This is a genomic window from Thiorhodococcus minor (assembly GCF_010820565.1).
Classification (GTDB): Bacteria; Pseudomonadota; Gammaproteobacteria; order Chromatiales; family Chromatiaceae; genus Thiorhodococcus; species Thiorhodococcus minor.
Genome location: NZ_JAAIJQ010000061.1, coordinates 14,133 through 35,313, shown reverse-complemented (window position 1 = coordinate 35,313; position 21,181 = coordinate 14,133). Strand labels below are relative to the sequence as shown.

At 66.1% G+C, this 21,181-nt stretch carries 12 protein-coding genes and 2 pseudogenes; 1 reads left to right on the top strand and 13 read right to left on the bottom strand.

The window, feature by feature from the left end; genetic code table 11:
• Window positions 1–82: 82 nt before the first annotated feature.
• The 13 genes and pseudogenes from G3446_RS18075 to G3446_RS18015 all read right to left on the bottom strand — a co-directional run.
• Window positions 83–337: pseudogene (locus G3446_RS18075) on the bottom strand (transposase); the annotation flags it as partial.
• A gap of 181 nt (window positions 338–518) precedes the next feature.
• Window positions 519–626, bottom strand: a pseudogene (locus tag G3446_RS28150) (addiction module toxin RelE); the annotation flags it as partial.
• A gap of 262 nt (window positions 627–888) precedes the next feature.
• The gene (locus G3446_RS18065; protein WP_164454235.1) at window positions 889–4,026 is read right to left on the bottom strand and encodes an efflux RND transporter permease subunit; all 3,138 of its coding nucleotides are present in this window, start codon (window positions 4,024–4,026) and stop codon (window positions 889–891) included.
• A complete protein-coding gene (locus G3446_RS18060; RefSeq protein ID WP_164454234.1) occupies window positions 4,023–5,243 on the bottom strand; it encodes an efflux RND transporter periplasmic adaptor subunit in 1,221 nt (406 codons plus the stop codon). The genes G3446_RS18065 and G3446_RS18060 overlap by 4 nt, the downstream gene beginning before the upstream one ends.
• A 295-nt stretch (window positions 5,244–5,538) precedes the next feature.
• On the bottom strand, window positions 5,539–5,976 hold the full coding sequence (locus G3446_RS18055) for an HIT domain-containing protein (protein WP_164454233.1): 438 nt from the start codon (window positions 5,974–5,976) through the stop codon (window positions 5,539–5,541).
• 5 nt (window positions 5,977–5,981) lie between these two features.
• The gene (locus G3446_RS18050; protein ID WP_164454232.1) at window positions 5,982–11,123 is read right to left on the bottom strand and encodes an EAL domain-containing protein; all 5,142 of its coding nucleotides are present in this window, start codon (window positions 11,121–11,123) and stop codon (window positions 5,982–5,984) included.
• Window positions 11,124–11,558: 435 nt separating this feature from the next.
• Window positions 11,559–13,895 (bottom strand): ATP-binding protein, encoded by a 2,337-nt coding sequence (locus G3446_RS18045; protein WP_164454231.1) that lies wholly within the window; start codon window positions 13,893–13,895, stop codon window positions 11,559–11,561.
• Between the two features lie 72 nt (window positions 13,896–13,967).
• On the bottom strand, window positions 13,968–14,597 hold the full coding sequence (locus tag G3446_RS18040; protein WP_164454230.1) for a YfiR/HmsC family protein: 630 nt from the start codon (window positions 14,595–14,597) through the stop codon (window positions 13,968–13,970).
• A gap of 46 nt (window positions 14,598–14,643) precedes the next feature.
• Window positions 14,644–16,776, bottom strand: coding sequence for a TonB-dependent receptor plug domain-containing protein (locus G3446_RS18035; RefSeq protein WP_164454229.1), 2,133 nt, complete (start codon window positions 16,774–16,776; stop codon window positions 14,644–14,646).
• A gap of 125 nt (window positions 16,777–16,901) precedes the next feature.
• On the bottom strand, window positions 16,902–17,660 hold the full coding sequence (locus tag G3446_RS18030) for a competence/damage-inducible protein A (RefSeq protein ID WP_164454228.1): 759 nt from the start codon (window positions 17,658–17,660) through the stop codon (window positions 16,902–16,904).
• Window positions 17,661–17,738: 78 nt separating this feature from the next.
• Complete coding sequence (locus G3446_RS18025) at window positions 17,739–18,392, bottom strand: uracil-DNA glycosylase family protein (protein ID WP_342450152.1); 654 nt, start codon at window positions 18,390–18,392, stop codon at window positions 17,739–17,741.
• A 5-nt stretch (window positions 18,393–18,397) separates the two neighbouring features.
• Window positions 18,398–18,985, bottom strand: a complete 588-nt coding sequence (locus G3446_RS18020; protein WP_164454227.1) for a DinB family protein — start codon at window positions 18,983–18,985, stop codon at window positions 18,398–18,400.
• Window positions 18,982–20,655 (bottom strand): glutamine--tRNA ligase/YqeY domain fusion protein, encoded by a 1,674-nt coding sequence (locus tag G3446_RS18015; RefSeq protein ID WP_164454226.1) that lies wholly within the window; start codon window positions 20,653–20,655, stop codon window positions 18,982–18,984. Before G3446_RS18015 ends, G3446_RS18020 begins: the two co-directional genes overlap by 4 nt.
• A gap of 211 nt (window positions 20,656–20,866) precedes the next feature.
• Here G3446_RS18015 and G3446_RS18010 point away from each other — a divergent pair, with 211 nt between their 5' ends.
• Window positions 20,867–21,181 (top strand): DUF1840 domain-containing protein, encoded by a 315-nt coding sequence (locus G3446_RS18010; protein ID WP_164454225.1) that lies wholly within the window; start codon window positions 20,867–20,869, stop codon window positions 21,179–21,181.

Here is a 21,181-nt window from a genome sequence, read left to right as displayed (position 1 = left end):
CGATTCGAAGGTCAGGATTCGGGGCCGAGGCAATACTCTAACGGATCTCCTCAGCCAAGGCTGCCACGACTTATTGAAAAGTTACGATGTAACGCGCCAACTCCTTCAGGTAGGTCTCTTTTTGGACGATGATCGCTTTGTACCGCCCTTGGAAGACGTGTCCGCAACGCCCGTGTGACGTGTTGAAGCGCCGCGTGTAGACGCCGTTCAGTTGCCGCATGCCCTTCGACAAGTTTGCATCTGGCGTCTCCATCAGCAGGTGATAGTGGTTAGACATCAAACAGTAGGCGTGTCCCCACCAGTTGAAGCGCTCACAGACCTCGGCAAGCAGGGCTATGCACATTCCATGCCTATCCGGTTGCGACCCAACGATTCCATGCTAGTTGTGTTTTCGAGCCGAAACTGCGGCACAAGCCACTTCCGCGAGCCGTCAGACCCCTGGATCGGCGAGTGCATGAGAAAAATCGGCCGCATTGCGGGACCCGCGGCATGGTGTGGGAGGCAACCGGATAGGCACGGAACATTCGACGATCCCCGTCACCCCAATAGATGTCCTCGCGCGCGTCACCGCGCGAGGTAATGTGGTACAGAGCGCAGGGAAATTCGAGTCTGAGAGGGCGAGCCATGGACAAAGCCTAGCTCGGAGCAGGCAAAAGGCAAGACCTGACACCCGGACACCCGTGACACCCGGACACCCGGACACCCGGCAAGCTCAAGCCCGGATTCCACCCGGCGTACTGCCGGACGGCTTAAGTCCATGGCATTGCGGTGCCGACTGGCAGGCGAGTGGGCGAGCTGCGACTGCCGAACGGAGGATGCGCCTCCATACATCCCTTCGCGTCCTTTGCGCCTTGGCGGTTCAAACAAGACTGGCCTCGATTCCCCCCATCACCCCTCAGCCACCGAAACCCCCGCCTCCTTCGGCGGCCCATGCAGCTTTTCCCGCAGCCGCTGGAAGACGACGTAGAGCATGGGGATGAAGAAGACGCCGATGAGCGAGGCGGCGAGCATGCCGCCGAAGACGGCGGTGCCGACGCCACGCTGGCTGGCCTCGCCCGCCCCGCTGGCGATGATGAGCGGCACCAGGCCGAGGATGAAGGCGAAGCTGGTCATGAGGACGGCGCGGATTCTCAGCCGTGCGGAGTTGGCGGCGGCATCCAGGATGGGCTTGCCGGCAGCGCGCTCTTCCATGGCGAACTCGACGATGAGGATGGCGTTCTTGCTGGCCAGGCCGATGAGCACCACGATGCCGACTTGGGCGTAGAGGTCGTTCGGCAGGCTCGCGATCAGCAAGGCCGTCATGGCCCCCAGCACGCCGACGGTCACGGACAGCAGCACGGCCGCGGGCATGGACCAGCTCTCATAGAGGGCCACCAGGAAGAGATAGGCGAAGAGCACCGCAAGCCCCAGCACGATGGGCGTCTTGCCGCCGGCCTCCTTCTCCTGGAAGGCGGTGCCCGTCCACTCGTAGCCATAGCCGCTCGGCAAGGTCTTCTCGGAGACGGCCTCCATGGCGGCCAGGGCATCGCCGGAGCTGTAGCCCGGGGCCGGACCGCCCTGGACGGTGACGCTGCGATAGTTGTTGTAGCGCTGCAGCAGCTGGGGCCCGAGGATGAGCTCCGGCTTCATGAGGGCGCGGATGGGGATCATGTCGCCCTTGGCGTTGCGCACATGGATGCGGTAGACGTCGTTGAAGTTCTTGCGGTCGCTCTCCTCGCCCTGCACCTTGACCTGCCACACGCGCCCGAACTTGTTGAAGTCGTTGACGTAGTAACCGCCAAGCGTGGACTGGAGCGCGGTGAAGATGTCGCTGACCTGAACCCCGAGCGTCTGCGCCTTTTCCCGGTCGATGTCGAGGTAGACCTGCGGATTGTCGGTCGCCCAGGTCGAGAAGACCCGCGACAGCGCGGGATCCTGGTTGGCGGCCAGGACCATCGCCCGCATGACGCCGGCCAGCTCCTCGGGGGCGCGCCCCTGCAGGTCCTCGAGCTGATACTCGAAGCCGCCGCCTGTGCCCAGACCGATGATGGGCGGCAGATTGAAGGGCATGACGCGCGCACTCGGAATCCCGGCCGTCTCGATGGCGATGCGCCGAATGACCGCGTTGGCCTTGAGATCCGGCGTGGTGCGCTCCTCGAAGGGCTTGAGACGCCCGATAAGGGTAGCGCTGTTGGACTGCACGCTGCCGTCGAGGATGCTGTAGCCGGGGACCGTGAGCACGTACTTCACGGCCGGATCGTCCAATACCAGCTTCTCGACCTGCTTGACGACCTCCAGGGTGCGGCTGACCGAGGCCCCTTCCGGGAGCTGGATCTGCGCCATGAAGGCCCCTTGGTCCTCCTCGGGCAGGAAGCCGGTCGGCGTGATCTTGAACAGCCAGCCGGTCGCCGCGCCGACGCCGGCCACCAGCAGCAGCACGATCAGGGAGAAGCGCACCAGCCGCCTGACGACGGCCGCGTAGCCGTCCCGCACCTTGTCGATCCCGCCCATCACGACCTTCATGACGCCGCGCTTGTGGTGGGTCGGCTTGAGCAGGATGGCGCAGAGCGCGGGCGAGAGGGTCAGGGCGTTGATCGCCGAGATCAGCATGGAGAAGGCGACCACGGCGGCGAACTGCTGGAAGAGCTGACCGGTGATGCCCGGGATGAAGGCGACCGGCAAGAAGACCGACAGCAGCACCAGGGTGATGGCGATGATGGGACCTGTGATCTGCCCCATGGCCTTCTTGGCGGCCTCGCGCGGCGGCAGCCCTTCCTCCTCCATGATGCGCTCGACGTTCTCCACGACCACGATGGCGTCGTCCACCACGATGCCGATTGCGAGCACCACGGCGAGCAGCGAGATGGTGTTGGCCGAAAAGCCGATCGCGAGCAGGAAGGCGAAGGTGCCGATGAGCGCCACAGGGACGGCGATCAGCGGAATCAGGGTCGCGCGCCAGCTGCCGAGGAAGAGGAAGACCACCAGGATGACCAGGGCGAAGGCCTCGAAGAGGGTATGGACCACCTTCTCCAGGCTGGCCTTGACGAAGTCCGTGGTGTCGTAGACGACCGCGTGGTCCATGTCGTCCGGAAAACGCTCGGCCAGCCGCTCCATGGCCGCCTTGATGCCGTCCGCCACGGCCACGGCGTTGGCGCCCGGGGCGAGATAGATGGCCATGGCCGCGGTATCGCTGCCGTCCAGCCGGCTGATGGAGTCGGACTGTTTGGCGCCCAGCTCGACCCGGCCAACGTCTTTCACCAGGATGTTGGAGCCGTCCGGATTGGCGCGCACCACGATGTTCTCGAACTCGGTCACGTCCGTGAGCCGCCCCTGGGTCTGCAGGGTGATCTGGAACTGCTCGTCCGGCGTCATCGGCTGGGCACCGATGCGGCCCACGGCGGCCTGGACGTTCTGGCTCTGGATGGCGCCGATGACGTCGGACGGCGTGAGCCCCAGTCCGGTGAGGGAGTCCGAGTCCAGCCAGATCCGCATGCTGTAGTCGAGCGGACCGAACTGGAAGACCTCACCAACGCCAGGCACGCGCGCCAGGGTGTCGATGACGTTGATGGTCGCGTAGTTGCTCAGGAAGAGCGCGTCATAGGCGTTCTTGGGCGAGTAGAGCGCCACCACCTGGAGCATGGCGGTGGACTTCTTCTTGACCGTGAGCCCCTGGCGCTTGACCTCCTCGGGGAGCTGGGCCATCGCCAGATTGGCGCGGTTCTGGACGTTGACCGTGTTGATGTCCGGGTCCGTGCCGAGCGCGAAGGTCACGTTCAGCGAATAGCTGCCGTCGTTGCCGCTGGTCGACTTCATGTAGAGCATGTTGTCGACGCCGTTGATCTTGGACTCGATCGGCTGCGCGATGGTGGACTCCACCACGGACGCGCTCGCCCCCGGGTATGAAGTGCTCACCGAGACCTGCGGCGGGACGATGTCGGGGAATTGGGCGACCGGGATCTGGGTGATGGCGATGAGGCCGGCCAACGTCAGGACGACCGAGATGACGATGGAGAGCCTGGGGCGGTCGATGAAGACGTCCGAGATCATGAGGCGGCGCCCCCGTCAGGCTGCTGGGCGGGCGCGACCTTCACCTCCTGCCCCGGCCGCACCTTCTGCACGCCCTGGGTAATGACCAGCTCGCCGACCTCGAGCCCCTTCTCGACCGCGATCTTGGCACCCTTGGTCGGCCCGGTCTGCACACGACGCACCTGCGCCTTGCCGTCGGCGTCCACCACCAAGACGAAGACGCCCTGCTGGTCGACCTGCAGGGCCGACTGCGGGATGACGATGGCGGACTTCGGCTCGCCGCTCTGGAGCACCACGCCGACGTACTGGCCATCCACCAGCAGCCCCTCGGCGTTGGGCATCTCGGCGCGAACCGTCACCGAGTCGGTGCCCTGATCTGTGGTGACATCGACGAAATCCAAGTGACCTGGGTGCGCGTAGAGGGTGCCGTCGGGCAGGCGCGCCTGAACGACGATGTTCTTGGGATCGCCGCCCTTGGCCTTGATGCGCTTGCGCGACTCCAGCAGCTCGCGCTGGGTGACGGGGAACTCCAGGTAGATAGGGTCGCGGCTGACGATGGTCGCCAATGTCCCTGACGCCGGCCCCACCAGATTGCCGACGGTAATCTCGGCCAGGCCGATGCGCCCGGCGACCGGCGCCGTGATGCGTGTGTAGCTGAGATCCAGCTTGGCCGCGGTCAGCGCGGCCTCCGCCTGCGCGATGCCCGCCTTGGCGACAGACGCGGCCGCCTTCAGCTCGTCGACCTTGGCCTGGGCGATGTTGTTCGACTTCAGCAGCTCCAGACCCCGGGCGAGCTGGGCGTCGGCGTTCTGCGAATCAGCCTTTGCCTTCTCCACGTCGGCCTCGCGCTGCTGGACGACGGCCTGGTACTGGTCCGGCTCGATCTGGAAGAGGACGTCGCCCTCCTCGACCTCTCGACCCTCCGTGAAGAGCCGCTCTTTGAGGAAACCCTCGACCCGAGCGCGCAGCTCGACCCGATTCACGGCGACGACACGCCCGACGAACTGGGCCTCGTCCTCAATGCTCTGCTGCTGTGCCTTGACCGCGACGACGCTCGGCGGCGGCATCTGCTGCGCGGGCGCCGATGCCTGCTTGTCGCAGCCGGACAGCGCGATCAGCAAGCCGAAGGCAGCGATGCCGCCGATGCGGCAGGGAATGCGTTCAGATGCTCTAGGAGGCACAAACGCCTGTTCGGAGGTGGACGTGCGGGAGTCCTGCGCGGAGACATGGGCAGCCATCTGAGAACCTCGTCGAAGGGAGCGACGGACTCATCCTAGCCGAAAACTAGGGACACTGTGTGACCGAGGGGGCGTCCAGCGGGTCGGCGGGAAGGTCGCCCGCGATGCCAACAAGGAAGAGCTGCGGCCCCAGTGGCGAGACGCCATGGGTCGCGCAGATGGCTCTAGGCCGCGATCTCTTTGTTGCCACGGACGACGCCGACGCCAGGAGTCTTGACCTCCGGGTCGACGGGTGTCGGCCTGGAGGCCGGCACTCCCAGGGCGCACCTCCCCTAAGGTAAGGAAGAGCCGCGTGCTAGAGGAGCTCGAAACGCTCGCTGAGATCGCCGTGCAGCCGCTCCCTGAGCCGCTCGATCTCTTCGGCCTGGTAGTGCCGGCGCTCCTGATGCCCCCAGACAGGACCCGGCCAGAAGACGTCGTTGGAGTAGCGGGCGACGACATGGATGTGCAGCTGGGGCACTAGATTGCCCAGGGTGGCCACATTGAGCTTATGGGGTCTCAATGCCCGCTCGAGCGCCGCACAGAGGAGGTCGACTTCCTCGCGGACGTCCTGCCGAAAACCAGGACTCAGATGATGGAGCTCATGCACATCCGTCTTGGGCACCAGGATCAGCCAGGGGGCCAAGGCGTTGTTCATGAGCAGGAGGAGGCTACTGGGCGACTCCCCCATCGACCAGGTATCGGCCTTGAGTCTGGGATGGAGCTCGAAGCCTGAGGAGGAGTGCTGACGCATGAGGGTCACCCTGCCGAGCTGACGCGGTTGAGTCCAGCGCCGAAGATGGCCTCGCCGCGCAGCAGATAGGTGCTGAGCTGGCTTGGCGACAAGGGGCGCGCGAAGAGGAAGCCTTGCGCGGCGTGGCAACCCTCCTCTAGGAGGAAGCGTAGCTGCTCATCCGTCTCGACGCCCTCCGCGACGACGCGCAGGTCCAGACCGCGGGCCAGGGCGATGATGGTGCGCACCAGCGGGTCGCTGGGCGGCGAGCTCCCGATCTCGCGAACGAAGCCGCGGTCCACCTTGAGCGTATCGATCGGCAGATTCTGCAGATAGGCCAGCGCGGAATAGCCGGTGCCGAAGTCGTCGATAGCGACGCGGATACCCGCACCCCTGAGCAGGGTGAGGGTATCGATCAGACGCGTGTCCCGATCCAGCAGAATGCTCTCCGTGATCTCGAGCTCGACGCGGCCCTTGCGCGCACCGCGCGCGAGATCGAGCAGGTGCTCCACCAAGCCCTGCTGATTGAACTGGCGGGCGGAGAGGTTGATCGAGACGCTGAGATCCAGCCCCTGACGCTCCCAAACCGCGAGCTGACGTCCCACCTCGTCGATGACCCAACGGCCAAGCGGCAGGATGAGCCCGGATTCCTCCGCGATCGAAATGAAGGAGGCCGGTCCGACGATCCCACGCTCGGGATCCTGCCAGCGCAGCAGGGCCTCGAGCCCGCGGGTCTCACCGGTCGCCAGGTCGACGACCGGCTGATAGAAGAGCGCGAATTGGCCCTGGTCGATCGCCTTGCGCAGCCTGGCCTCGATATCCAGCTTGCGGGTGGCCGCCTCTCCCATCGAGCTGGTGAAGAACTGGTAGTTGTTGCGGCCGCGCAGCTTGGCGGCATACATGGCGGTATCCGCGTACTTGAGCAACGACTCGACGGTGTCGCCATTGTCCGGGGCCACGGCGATCCCGATCGACACTGTGCACACGATGCTATGGCCGGCGCTATAGAAGGGCTCGCGGAAACGGTGGATGATCCGCTCGGCGACGCTACGCGCGAGCTGCCTGGCATCGGCCCCGCTCAGGACCACGGTGAGCTCGTCGCCGCCGAGGCGGGCGACGGTCTGCCCCAGACGGATCCCCTGCGCGCGTGAAGACTGCACGATCTCGTCGACCGCCGATTGCAGACGCAAGGCCGCGCCGCGCAGCAGCTCGTCGCCGATGCCATGGCCGAGCGAGTCGTTGATGCGCTTGAACTGATCCAGATCCAGGAAGATCACGGCGACCTGATCGTCATGCCGGCGGGCGCTGGAGAGCGCGTCCGACAGCTCCTGGTTGAGCTGCTGGCGATTGGCCAATCCGGTCAGGCCGTCGCGATAGGCGAGATCCTGGATCATGCGCTGACGGCGTCGCCGCTCGGTCACGTCACGCAGGAGCAGGATGACCTGATCCGTATCGATGGCGATGAACCTGGCGTCGAAGGCGACCATCTCGCGATCCCCTCCGGGGATCTCGATCTCGATCTCCCGCACCGTGCGCTCGGACAGCGCGGTCTTGATCTCGCGCCGCACCGCCGCGCACAGGGTCTCCGGCAGCAGGTCGGTGAGATCCGAGACCAGGCTCTGGGTCTGCGCGCCCAATCCCTGCAGAACGCGGCCTGGCTTGAATTGCAGGATGCGCCCACCCTTGTCCAGGCGCAGCAGTGCATCCGGGATGGCCGAGATGAGCGCGCTATTGCGCGCCTCGCTCTTGTGCAGCGCGGACAAGGTCGCATGCCCGCGCAGCAGGTAGCGCAGCCGATGAATCATCAGCGTCCAATTGACCGGCTTGGAGAGAAAGTCGGTCGCGCCGGACTCGTAGGCCTTCTGGATGGACTCGACGTCATCCAGCCCCGTGGCCATGAGGATGGGAATCAGCTCGAAGCCGGGATTCCGACGCAGCAGACGGCAGGTCTCGAAGCCATCGATGCCTGGCATCATGACGTCCAGCACCACCAGATCGGGCGGGACGCTGCGGACCTGATCGATGGCCTCTTGGCCAGTGCGCGCGCCGGCGTAGCTGAAGCCGAAATTCTCGAGATTCCATTTGGCCAGCACCTGCATGGACTCGTCGTCGTCGACGATGAGGACGCGCGACGTCTTCTCGTCCGGCTCGACCAGCCCGGTGATCTCCGCCGGCTCCCGAGCCGGCTCCTTCGCCGCCGCGCCATCGACATATTGGCTCAACGCCGCGGAGGTCTGCCGATCCAAGGCCTCCAGGTAGGGGGATAGCTCGGAGCTGCTCAGCAGCGCGGCACCTTCGCCGCCCGCCTTGGCGGCACGCTCCAAGCGGCCGCAGAGCTCCGCGAGCCGTTGCGCGCCCATGGCGGCCGCGGACGAGCGGAGGGTGTGGGCGGCTTTGGCCACCTGATCCAGGCGTGCCGTGCGCAGCCCCTCGAGCAGACGCCCCATCAGCTCGGGCGTGGCGGCCTTGTAATTGTCGACGAGGCGCGCGACAAGATCCTGGTCGACCTCGGACCCCATCTCGGCAACTGTGCTGAGCTCCTCTTCGCCGAGCACCGGCAGACAATCCAGGTCTTCGAGTCCAGGCCCGGCACTGCTAGGCGCGGCGCTGCGGGGCTCGGGCGCCTGCGCCTCTGCCGCGCTCGGCTCCGCATCCCCGTCCATCCGGCGTGGCGACCAGCGCAGCAATGCATCGCGCAGCGTGGTCAGGGAGATCGGCTTGCTCAGGTAATCGTCCATTCCCGCAGCCAGACAGCGCTCCTGATCGCCGGCCATGGCGTGCGCCGTCAGCGCGATGATCGGCGTGCGCCGGCCGTCTTCGGCGCGCTCCTCGCGCGCGCGGATCAGCCGCGTGGCCTCGTAGCCATCGGTGCGCGGCATCTGACAATCCATCAGGACGATATCGAAGTCGTCGCCGTTGGAGGACTCCACCGCGGCCTGCCCGTCGAAGACCACCGAAGGCTTGCAGCCGAGCTTCCTGAGCATGGCCATCGCCAGCTCCTGGTTGACCCGGTTGTCCTCGGCGACCAGCACCTTGAGGCCGAGTGGCGCCGCCTTCTCGACCGCGACCCTGGGCGCGAGCGCGCGCGGCGGCTCGTACTCGGCGCCGGCGACGGACTTGAGACCCGCAATGCACTCGAGCAGCTGCCGCCGGCGCACCGGCTTGGACAGATAGGCATCGATCTCCAGCTGCGACGACTTGCTCGACTGCCAGCCGAGACTCAGGGGCGTCAGCAGCACGCGCTCCACGCGCTCGAGGACGGGGCGCTCGCGGATGGCGGCGGTCGACGCGAGCGAGGCGACCTCGGACAGGGTCGAGTCCAGGATCAGGAAGTCGATGGGCGCCTCGTCATCCTGCGCCTTCTCGAGGAGACGCATCGCCTCATTCGAGTGCGCGCATTCCATGGCCTCGAGCCCGGCGCTGCGCGCATAGTCGACCAATGCCTCTCGCGTCGAGCGATGCGACGCGACTACCAGGGCGCGGCGGCCGACGAGCCTATCGGCCTTCGCCAGGGGCGCGGCGTCCCAGCGGGTGACCGCCAGCGGGAGCGAGAGCCAGAAGCAGGCACCGGCCCCGATCTCGCTCACGACGCCGATCTCGCCACCCATGAGCTCGATGAGCTCCTTGGCGATCGCCAGCCCCAAGCCGGTTCCGCCGAACTCCCGCGTGGTCGACCCATCGGCCTGGGCGAAGGCCTCGAAGACCGCCTCGTAGCTGTCTTTGGCGATCCCGATCCCGGTATCCGAGACTTGGATCGAGACCCGCGCCTCGCCGTCCGCGCGCGACTCCAGCAGCGCTCGCACCACGACCTCGCCATCCTGGGTGAACTTGATGGCGTTGCTGATGAGATTGCTCAGGACCTGGGAGATGCGGCTCGGATCGCCCATGACCCGCGCCGGCAGCTCCGGCGCGATATGACAGACCAGCTCCAAGCCCTTGGCGTGCGTGCGCTCGGCGAAGAGATCGACGACCTCTTCGATGCGCTCGGCGAGGTCCAGCTCGGTGCGCTCCAGCACCAGACGGCCGGCCTCGATCTTGGAGACGTCCAGGATGTCGTTGATCACCGCGAGCAGCGAGCGGCCCGAGCGCGCGACGGCGCCGGCGAATCGCCTCTGCTCGGCGGTCAGATCCGTTCCCAGCAGCAGCTCGGTCATGCCGATGATGCCGTTCATGGGGGTACGGATCTCATGGCTCATGTTGGCCAGGAACTGGGACTTGGCCCGGTTCGCCTGCTCGGCGCTCTCGCGCGCCTGCTCGGCGCTGGCGCGCGCGCGCTGCGCCTCCTCGACCGCCAGCCGCAGTCCCTCGTTCGCGCGCGAGAGGTCCGCCGTGCGATCGGCCACCTCGCACTCCAGCAATTGCCGATGCTCGGCCAGGCGTTTGTCGCGCTCGCCGAGCTCACCCAGCATCTCGTTGAAGCCCTGGATCAGACGCCCGATCTCGTCGTCCTGACCGGCCGGCGCGCGCAACCCATAGTCTTGCTCGTTGGTGACCTGCTCCATCACGGAGGACAGGTTGAGGATGGGGGCGGTCAGGGGCCGCTGCAGCTTGGCCGAGATGAGCCGCGCCAGGCCGATGGCGGCCAGGAGGACGAGGGCGAGAATCAGCAGATTCCCGCCAAGGCTGGCGTAAAGGCCTTCCAGCCCGGCCTCGATGGCCACCCAGCCGATAAGGTCGCCGTCGAAGAGGACAGGCGCCACATAGTGCAGGCGCTGCGCCGAAAAGCCATAGGTCTCCTCGCCGTCGCGGATCGCGGCGACGACCCAATCTGGGGCCGAGGTCTCTTCTGGCGCAGCGCGGCTCTCGGATGAGCCAGCGGAGGCGCCCCCTGCCTCCGGACGATAGGTGGCGAGCAAGCTGCCGTCGACGTCGGTGAGCCAGCCCCGCAAGACTTCGGGCTCGGCCTTGAGCGCCTCGAGCAGGCGCGCCGCGGTCTTGGCATCGCCGAACTCGAGCGCGGCCGTGGTGCTGGTGCCGATCGCCTGGGTCAAGACGGAGACGTGACGCAGCAAAGCGCTCCGGTAGGAAACGGCCTGGAGCGCGAGCACGGCCAGCATGGAAAGGATCAGAGAAACCAGGGTCGTCACCATGATGATGCGCCTGAGTTTCTTGCTGATCGACTGGCTGGAGTGGGACGTCATAGCGCGGCCAAGCTTGCTCTTAAACACGGAATGCCGATCTTCGTTCAGGCAATCCGGCCCGCCCCTTGATCTTCGTCGTTGACCGAAGCGATATCAGACGCGCGGTACCCCGACCAGCAGGGCCGAGCGACTGGCCCGTGACAGGCGCCCTTCAATGTCACTCGATCGTCCTGACTCGCGACTGCGTCCGATGCGAGTCCGTCCTCATTGCGAGCGAAGAGGTCCATTCGGAATCGCACTTCGACATCCTAGGGACAGGACCCGCCAGCCGCAACTCGCGCCGCTCCGCCTTGTGATGCGGGTCGCGCCCCGTGCCCTCCTCGCGCGGACCGGCGTCAATCGGATCGCCACGCGGACCTGGACCACGCCGGCCGTCTCCGGCCCCGAAGGACTGCTGGATACCACAGCACCAGCGCGCGACGGCGGGCCGAGGCCACCAGTCTGGATACGGCAGCACAAGGTCTAGCCAGACGCCGCATGGGGCGGACCGACACGCTCCCTTCGCAGCGCCTCGGCAACGCGCTGGTATTCGGCCTCGATCTCGGGAATCAGCCTGTCCTCATCCGAGCCCTGCCCCGCGTCCGCGCGACGCTCCAGCTCGGCGCACTGGCGAGAGAGCGCGACCGCCCCCAGATTCGAGGCGGCGGACTTGATGCGGTGCGCCGCGCTGCGCAGGACCTGCATGTCCCCGCTCGCGAGGGCGTCGCGCGCCTGCGCCAGCATGGGCGGGGTGTCCGCCAGAAAGAGGTCGATGACACGCGTCAGCAGGTCGGCCTCGCCTTCTGACTGGAGTGCGCGAATTTCTTCGAGCGCGGACCGGTCGATCACCGCCCGATCCTGCCCCGAGGTCGCCTGGATCCGATCCGGAGCGACCTCGGGCCGGGCGTCATGCGGCAAGAAGTCGGCAAGCACGCGCGACAGCTGCTCGTTGGTGTAGGGCTTGCTGATATAGGCATCCATCCCTGCATCCTTGCACTTCTCGGCCGTTTCCGTCTGCACGTCCGCGGTCACCGCAACGATGGGGACATGGTGCTTGCCGTCTTCCCAGGCGCGGATGAGTCGCGCCGCGTCGAGGCCGTCGAGCCGCGGCATGTGGCAATCCATGAGTATGAGATCGAATGACTCGGACACCGCCAGCTGATAGGCCTCGCGCCCATCGGCGGCCAAAGTGGTCCGGCAGCCTAGGCGCGTCAGCATCCCATCGGCGAGCTGCTGGTTGATGAGGTTGTCTTCGGCGATCAGGACATGGCCAGAGAGCCCGCCGGCGTCGGTCTCGGTCTCGCCCTCGGCGGCCAGGGCGGTCTCGGGATGCGGGGCGACGCGCAGATAGATGTCGAAGCGGAAGAGCGAGCCCACTCCGGGCTCGCTCTCGACCTGGATATCTCCCCCCATGAGCCGGATCAGCTCGTGCGCGATGGCCAGACCGAGTCCGGACCCCCCGAAGCGGCGCGCCGTCGAGGTCTCCGCCTGAGTGAACTGATCGAAGATACCAGCGAGCGCATCGGGCTGGATGCCAATGCCTGTGTCCTGAACACGACACTTCAGCAGCACGGGGTCGTCGCCGCCGCCACGCGAGATGACCCGAATGCTCACCCTACCCTGCTCGGTGAACTTCACGCCGTTGCCGGCCAGGTTCAGCAGAACCTGTCGCAGCCGATTGGCGTCGCCGATCAGATAACGAGGCGTGCGCGGATCCAAGTAGGTCTCGACGCGAATGCCCTTGCGCGCCGCCGGCGTGCGCAGCACCTCGGCGACATCATCCAGAATTTGCTGGAGGTCGAAGGCCGCCGCCTCGAGCTCCAGCCGGCCCGCCTCGATCCGTGAGAAGTCGAGCACATCGTTGATCAGCCCTAGCAGATTCACCACCGAGCGATGCGCGGACTCGGCCAGCCTGCGCTGCCTGCTATTGAGCCCGGAGTCCAGCAGCAGCTCCGTCATGCCGAGCACCCCGCTGATGGGGGTGCGGATCTCATGACTCATGGTGGCGAGGAAGCTCGACTTGGCGGCACTGGCCGACTCCGCCGCCTCCTTGGCGGCCTCCAGCTCTGCCATGGCGCGCTCCAGGGCGGCGTCGCGCTCCTGAATCTGCTCCAGCATCCCGTTGAAGCCGCGCGCCACCTGGCCCAGCTCGTCGTGACTGAAGACCGGGGCGCGCAATCCGTATTCGCCCTTGGTCGAGACGTGATCTATGGTGCGCATGAGCGACAGCAAGGGCCGCGACAGCAGTCGCTGCGAGACCAGGGCGAGCAGCAAGGCCAGCAGCACGCCGACGGGCAGCACCAGGGCGGCGATGGAGAGCTGACGCAGCGCGGTCGCCTCGAGCGGCGCCAAACCGAAGCGGAGATCGACCATGCCGACCGAACGATCGTCCGCGCGAATCGCAAAGCGCACGGCCAGATGCCCGCGATAGAACTGCGCGGTCAGGGATTCGCCGGATTGGGGTCGGGGCTCGGCGCGCTCGATCCCATCCAGGACATCTGGTGCGACAGCAGGGCTGACGTAGGACCCGAGCCGTCCGCCGTCCTGATCGAGGATCCAGCCTGCCAGGACATTGGGCTGCTCCCCCAAGGTGCTCAAGACCTCGGCGGCCGCCCCTGCATCGGTGGAGAGGACGGCCGTCGACGCATCAGGGGCGAGCCCGCGCGCCAGCGCGGTGGCCTCGGAGAGCATGACCGCCCGCTGCGCGCGGACTTGGGCGACGCCAAAGACGATGGTCGCGAGCGCCAGCACGAGACTGGTCACACCCACAACCATCACAACGACTTTGGCGCGAATGGAGAGTTGACTCAGCACGCTCATTCATATCCGTCCATAGAGGGTGCAATCCAAGCGCGACGACGGATCTCCAGCCAGAATCGCTCGCCGGCCACGTCATCGGCCGACGATGTCCGCCAGATCGAGCAGCTGGGCCCGTACCGAGAGGCCGGAGCGACGCGCCGAATCGGGATCGATCTCGAACCCGATGCGGTTTCCGCTGCGCACCAGGGAGATCATGCCGCCGCTGCGCGCGAAGCCTGGGATGTCGCTGATCGTCAGGATTGGCATGCCCGAGAGGTTGCGCACGACCGAGCCGACACGACCGCTTGCCGAGCGCGGCAGATAGAGGATGTGGCAATCCCCGGGCCGCGGCAGGCTGGCCGCCCCGATCACACGAAAATCGATGCTCCGCCCCTGCACCTTGCGTCCGGCAATGCTGGCGAGCGCGTCCGAGAAGGCATCCCGGCCCAGGAGGCAGACGCGCAGCGGGGACGCCGCGCCATCGAAGGCGTTGGCCGGCCAGTCGACGAACTTGCCGACCTTGTAGACGATCGCCGCCTTGATGCGGTCCTCGCGCGAAGGCTCCACGGCTAGGGCGCCGCAGGGCAGCACCGACACCCAGATGAGGAGCAGCACCGCCCACAGCGGGCGAAGCCAGACTTGAGAGCTGTCTAGCCATGCCTTGCTCGCCGCCGCGCCGGCTCGCGGGCCGGACGGTATGGCGAGTGCGTGACCTCGATCCACCGCGCTAACGTCCATCGATCGTGCCCGTGCGGGCGCTCGCTCCCGCCTAGAAATCAAGGCTCATCTTGAGATAGACAGACCGCTCCAGACTGGTCAAGGGCAGATCGCCGAGCTCGGAGTAGCCCTCGGTATGCACGTCGTTCAGAAGATTCTGCCCGACCAATGACAGCTCCAAATCGGGAATCGGGCGCCAGGCGACGCGCGCATCGAGCTCCCAGTAGGCGGCGATCTCGATCAGGCCCAGGAGCCTCAGGGTCTCGCTCTCGCCGATGTAGCGCAGCCAGAAGTCCAGGTCGACGTCAGGGCGCGGATTGTACCAAGAGCGCAACGAGAACTGATTTCCAGGGGTCGTGCGGGCGTCGTCGACCGCCTCGATGGACGCTGAGGTGCCAATGTGCGACTGCGCATAGCTGTAGGCGGCCTGTAGCCTCCAATTGGAGAAGGGTCGCCAGTCGGCGGCGAGCTCGAGACCCTTGGAATAGCCGCTTGCATCGTTGCCGAGCTCCGTCGGCATGATGACGCTGACCAAGGATTCCGAGTAGAAGAGACAGTAGGGATAGGTCCCCGTCGGATTGCAGGAGAGATCTCCGTAGGCTGCGCTCCTCAGATTCGCGTAGTCGTTGTAGAAGAGCGCGAGATCCAGACTCAGCGCAGGGTCGACCTGCCACTTGTAGCCAAGCTCGTAAGCCGTGAGATCCTCGGACTCGAGGTAATCGCTGCCATAGACGACGATCTCGATCGGCACCGCGCTCGGATTCGAGGCGCTTCCGGCAGGCACCGCGCCTTGGCGGACGACACCGTCGAGCTCGCCGCGGCCCGGTGTGCGCACGGCCCGCGCAATGGAGCCCCAGATAGACTGGGTCTCGCTCGGTGTCCACAGCAGCCGCAGATTCGGCTGGACCTCGAAGCCGGTGATGTCATTGTGCTCGACCTTGGCGCCCAGGGTCAGTGTGACCCGGTCCGGGACGATGCGGATGTCGTCTTGAACGAAGGCGCTGAAGAGGTTGAGCGTATCGGCGTCCGGCATCAGAGCGACCAGGTCGGTGCTGTCCAACTGGTCGCTGGTGTAGCGGTAGCCCAGCCCGAAGATGAGATCATGGCTATCGAAGCGCTGGGTGCGATACTCGAGCTCGATGTCGAAGGTGTCCCGATCCTCGCCAATACGCGCCCAATCCCGCTCGGTATGGTCGAAGTAGGTCTTGAGCGTGAAGTCGTCCGTGTCCGAGACATGGCGCGTCCACTGGGCGAGCAGGTCTAGATTGATGACCTCCGTGGTATGGTCGACCACGGAATAGGGGCTATCCAGATTGCCGAGATCATAGACCGACTCGCCTTGCTCGCTCTGGTAGAAATTGCCGTGGAGCGCGACCACGTCCCGCGCGCTCGGCCTGAGGTCGACGCGAAAACCGGCCTTGCCGCCACTCCAATCATCGGCGTTGTCGAACCGACCGGAGGCATCCCGCGTGCCGTCGCGGTCGAAGGCCAGGCCATAGACGCGATAATGCCCCAGCTCGCCGAGCGTGCCGCCCCAGCGCAAAGAGCCCGCGGCCCGCTCCTCATTGCCCGCCCAAGCCGTCAAGCGCCCGCCCTGGGTGTCCGCCGAAGACTGGGTGATGATATTGATGACGCCGTTGACGGCGTTCGCCCCCCAGAGCGTCGCGCCCGGCCCCCGGATGACCTCGATTCGCTCGATGTCCTCCAGCATGGGTGACTGCGCGTCCCAGTAGACACCGGAAAAGAGCGGCGTATAGACGCTGCGCCCGTCGATCATGACCAGCAGCTTGTTGGCGAAGCGGCCGCTGTAGCCGCGCGCCGAAATGGACCACTTGTTCGCGTCGATGCGGGCCACTTGCACGCCGGGGGCCATCCGCAGGGCCTCGGGGACCGTGGTCACGCCCGAGCGGCGGATGTCCTCCTGGGTGATGACGAAGACGGCGGCCGCGGCCTGGGAGACGGGCTCGGCCTTGCGGGAGACCGTCGTGATTTGCAGGGAGAGCAGCTCGGAGAGGCTCAGGTCGAACAGCTCGTCGTCGCTTTGGATCGTCGTCGCGGACACGTTGGTGCTCAAGGTGAAAGCGACGGCAAAGCCAATGCAAGAGGTCGCCAAGCGAATGGGGATGGGGATGGGGATGGGGATGGGGATGGGCCCTGTATCGGGCTCGAACTGCGGGATATTCATGGGCACGCATATCTCGATCGAACAGATGAGGCCGCGTCGGATGCTACGCCCCAGCCCGGGGGCCAGCAAGACAGGGCGCGCACGCTGTGACTCTCATCGCGGAATCGCCCTGAGGGCGGGCGATCTCAATGACCTAAGCGCGTCTCCACGTCGGTAATTCCCGCTTCCGCAAGCGCGGCGCGCAGGTCTGCCATCGCCGGCGCGAGGGCCCCACGGCCGCGAAAGCCGAGCAGGATGTGCGGATTCTCGCCCATGTGGGGCAGACTGAAGAGCTTGAGATCCGGATACGCCCGGCCCAGCCGCTCCATCAGGGGGATCAGACGGCTCTCGGGAACGCCCCTGACCACGAGGGTGTCCTCGGCGACGGCCGAGCAGCTCCCATAGTGCTGATCCAGGACCCATTCGGCCATCGGCCAGGCCATCTTGGGGAATCCAGGGAGAAACCAGTGGCCGCGTATGGCGAATCCGGGTATCTGGTTGATCGGATTGGGGATCAGCGCCGCCTCATCGGGCAGGTCGGCCATCAGAATGCGGTTGGGGTAGACTTCGGGGCCGAACTTTTCTTCGAGGAGCGCCTGCGCCCCCGGATGACGCCTGAGCCCAACGCCGGCCGCTTCAGCGGCGCAAGCACGGGTGTGGTCATCCGGCGTGGCCCCGATACCGCCGCAGCAGAACACCGGATGAGGGCGTGCCATCGAAAAGCTCAGCTGTGCCGCCAGCGTCTCCGGGTCGTCCGGCAGCAGCCAGTGCCAGGCCAGCTCATGGCCACGCGCCTGAATCATGCGCCTGAAGGCGGAGAAGTGCCCGTCGACACGATCGCCGTTCAGCACTTCGTCGCCGATCACGATGAGCCCGAAGGCGACCGGCTGCTGTGCTTCAGTCATCCTCCACCCCCGCCTGTGATGCAATTCCCGGAGTGATGCGGCTTGCGTTGGACCATGGCCTCGGCACGCATCAAGATTTCAGCGCTTCCCACTGAGGAGCGCCTGCCAGCATGGATGCGCGGCGATCAGCTCCAAGGCGCGCGCCAGCAGATCCTTACCGGGATCCATCTTGAACCAGGTGGAGGCGCCCGAGGAGTGGGGCAGCGGAACGATGTCCGCTTCCCAGCCGTCCTCGGAGCGGTAGGACCATTGCTGACCGACCACGTCGTTGAGCCGCTTGCAGTCCATCAGCTGCGAGATGGCGAGCTTGCCGACCGGCAGGATGAGGCGCGGACGCAGCAGCGCCATCTCGGTCCGCCACCAGGAGGCGCAGCGATCCACTTCGTCGCCATCCGGCACGCGGTCGCCGCCCTTGGGATTCTTGCCTGGGAAACAGCGGCAAACCGCGCTCATCAGCACCTGGCTGCGAAATGCCTGCTCGTCGAGGCCGATCGACGCAAACCAGCCAAAGAGCGTCTTGCCGGCGGTCCAGCAGAAGGGGCGCTTCTGCTCGATCTCGCGCGTGCCCGGCGCCTGGCCGATGAGCATGATGGGAGACACCACCGAGACGCTGTGCACGGGCGGCCCGAGCATCTTGGGGCAGCGCTGGCAGGCCTCGAGGTCGCTGTGGAGCTGATCGAGGGCGGCCTGAGGGTGCGCCGGGGAGGCGTTCGGAAGGCTAGGATCGGACACCTGAGTCAATCCAGTCGGCGCACGATCTTCTCGATCTGCACCCGATGCACGCGATTGTGCAATGCCGCCAAGGCGTGCCACTGACGGGCGGTGAGAGGACCGAGCCAGGGATGCGGATGACGTGCCCGGGACTGCAATATGCCGAGACAGTCGATCTGATGGGCATAGCGATCGACCAGGGCCTCTAGGGCCACGATGCGATCGGCACCTGCATCGGCGTGCGGCCTGACATCGTCGAGGCGGATCTCGACGCCTTGCGTGTGGCCCGAGCAGATCGCGTGGATGAGGGCGGTGATGGCGCTGTTGACCATGACCAGATGATCGAGGGTCATGTAGACGGACCAATGTCGGCTCTCGGCCTCGATCCCTGGGAAACGCCGAATGCGAACGGGGCGCGCGGCGGCCTCCTGCGGGAGCCGCCGCGTCAGCTCCAAGGCACGCTCGGCCTCGCGGCGAAAATGATCGAGGATGCGGCCTGGCGAGGCGAGCGACGCATAGAGACTGACGCCGATGTCGGCGGCCAGACGCTCATGCACGGGAATGGCCGCGCCGGAGGCGTCCGCCTCGGTCCCCTTCCGCTCGGACGACCTCATTTCTTGCCTTTACCCCAGGTGTCGCGCAGACCGACGGTGAGATTGAAGACGGGACGCTCGGGCATGGCATCCGGATCGACGACGAAGTAGCCCTCGCGCTCGAACTGGAACCGCTCGCCCGCCTGGGCACTGGCCAGCGCGGGCTCCAGGACGCAATGGGTCAGGGCCTCGAGGGATCCGGGGTTGATGTCGTCGCGATAGTCCGCGCCGCCGGCCCCGGGCGTCGCCACCTGAAACAAGCGATCGTACAGCCGCACCTCGGCGGACACGCCATGCTGTGCCGAGACCCAGTGAATGACGCCCTTGACCTTGCGCCCCTCTGGATTCTTGCCCAGGGTCTCCATGTCCACCGAGGCGCGCAGCTCGACCACCTCTCCGGCGGCGTCCTTGATCACCTCGTCGCAGCGGATCACATAGGCATTGCGCAGGCGCACCTCGCCTCCCGGAATCAGGCGCTTGAAGCCCTTGGGCGGGACTTCCTCGAAATCGCTGCGATCCATGTAGAGCTCGCGCGAGAAGGGCAGGCGGCGCAGGCCCATCGACTCGTCCTTGGGATGGTTGCGCGCCTCCACCTCCTCCACCTGCCCTTCGGGGTAGTTGGTCAGCACCACCTTGAGCGGCCGCAGCACGGCCATGCGGCGCGGCGCGTGGGCATCCAGGTCGTCACGGATGGCGCTCTCGAGCATGGCCATCTCGACCATGTTCTCCGACTTGGTGATGCCGATGCGGTAGCAGAACTCGCGGATCGAGGCCGGCGTGTAGCCGCGGCGGCGCAGCCCGGCGATGGTGGGCATCCGCGGGTCGTCCCAGCCCTGGACGTGCGACTCCGACACCAGATCCGTCAGTCGCCGCTTGCTCATGACGGTGTATTCGAGATTGAGCCGGCTGAACTCGATCTGGCGCGGCTTGCTCGGGACGGAGACCTTGTCCACGTACCAGTCGTAGAGCGGACGATGGTCCTCGAACTCCAGGGTGCAGAGCGAATGGGTGATGCCCTCGAGCGCGTCCGAGATGGGGTGGGTGTAGTCGTAGGTCGGATAGAGGCACCAGGCCGTGCCGGTCTGGTGATGCACCACGCCATGCTTGATGCGGTAGAGCACCGGGTCGCGCATGTTGATGTTGGGCGAGGCCATGTCGATGCGGGCGCGCAGGGTGCGCGAGCCGTCCGGGAACTCCCCCGCCCGCATGCGGGCGAAGAGGTCCAGGTTCTCCTCCACCGAGCGATTGCGATAGGGACTGTCCTTGCCGGACTCGGTGAGTGTGCCGCGATAGGCCCGCATCTCATCGGCGGAGAGCTCGCAGACATAGGCGAGCCCTTTCTTGATCAGCTCGACCGCGAAATCATAGAGCTGCTCGAAATAATCCGAGGCAAAATACAGCCGATCGTCCCAGTCGAAGCCGAGCCAGCGCACGTCCGCCTTGATGGCCTCGACGAACTCCACATTTTCCTTGTGAGGATTGGTGTCGTCGAAACGCAGATTGCAGGTGCCCCCGAGGTCTTGCGCCAAGCCGAAATTCAGCACGATCGACTTGGCGTGGCCGATGTGCAGATAGCCGTTCGGCTCCGGCGGAAAGCGCGTCGCGATGCGCTTGTGCTTACCTGAGGCCAGATCGGCTTCGATGATTTGACGGATGAAATTGGTACGGGGCGACTCGGCGGCGTCGGTCATGGTCTCTTGGGCGCTGTGAAATCAATGGGCTCCGCATTCTAGCGGCTGTCCGGGCAATTGTAAGGCGTGGGCGAGATCGCCGCCCGCCCGAGCTTCGCGGTCATGACGATGCCGGGCGGAAATCTATACTGTCAAGACGCGGAGCGAATCCTCGACCTGCTGCCCATTTAGCTGTGTCCGTCCCCATCGCGATCCAACCGGAGAGTCCTTCATGCTGGTCAAGTTCCAAACCAAGGCCTACGCGCCCATCACCATGTTCGGCGATGTCGCCGTGACGCTCATCAAGCTGATGGGACACAGTGGCGCCGTGCCTGGCGCACTGCTCGCCGAGGACGTCCCCGCCGCGCTGGAGCGACTCGAACAGGCAGTTTCAGAGCACGCCGGCGAGAGCCTGGATCCCGAGCCCAGCGGCAAGGGCAAGGACGAGGAGTCGATGCACGTCAGCCTCGCTCACCGCGCCCTGCCCCTCATCGAGCTGCTCAAGGCCGCAGCGGCCGACGAGGCGAACGTGATGTGGGAGACCTGA

What these genes read in the sequence shown, in the direction of transcription:
- G3446_RS18065 (WP_164454235.1), bottom strand. Translation starts at nt 4,026, where the DNA reads ATGATCTCGGACGTCTTCATCGACCGCCCCAGGCTCTCCATCGTCATC.
- G3446_RS18060 (WP_164454234.1), bottom strand. Translation starts at nt 5,243, where the DNA reads ATGGCTGCCCATGTCTCCGCGCAGGACTCCCGCACGTCCACCTCCGAA.
- G3446_RS18055 (WP_164454233.1), bottom strand. Translation starts at nt 5,976, where the DNA reads ATGCGTCAGCACTCCTCCTCAGGCTTCGAGCTCCATCCCAGACTCAAG.
- G3446_RS18045 (WP_164454231.1), bottom strand. Translation starts at nt 13,895, where the DNA reads ATGAGCGTGCTGAGTCAACTCTCCATTCGCGCCAAAGTCGTTGTGATG.
- G3446_RS18035 (WP_164454229.1), bottom strand. Translation starts at nt 16,776, where the DNA reads ATGAATATCCCGCAGTTCGAGCCCGATACAGGGCCCATCCCCATCCCC.
- G3446_RS18030 (WP_164454228.1), bottom strand. Translation starts at nt 17,660, where the DNA reads ATGACTGAAGCACAGCAGCCGGTCGCCTTCGGGCTCATCGTGATCGGC.
- G3446_RS18020 (WP_164454227.1), bottom strand. Translation starts at nt 18,985, where the DNA reads ATGAGGTCGTCCGAGCGGAAGGGGACCGAGGCGGACGCCTCCGGCGCG.
- G3446_RS18015 (WP_164454226.1), bottom strand. Translation starts at nt 20,655, where the DNA reads ATGACCGACGCCGCCGAGTCGCCCCGTACCAATTTCATCCGTCAAATC.
- G3446_RS18010 (WP_164454225.1), top strand. Translation starts at nt 20,867, where the DNA reads ATGCTGGTCAAGTTCCAAACCAAGGCCTACGCGCCCATCACCATGTTC.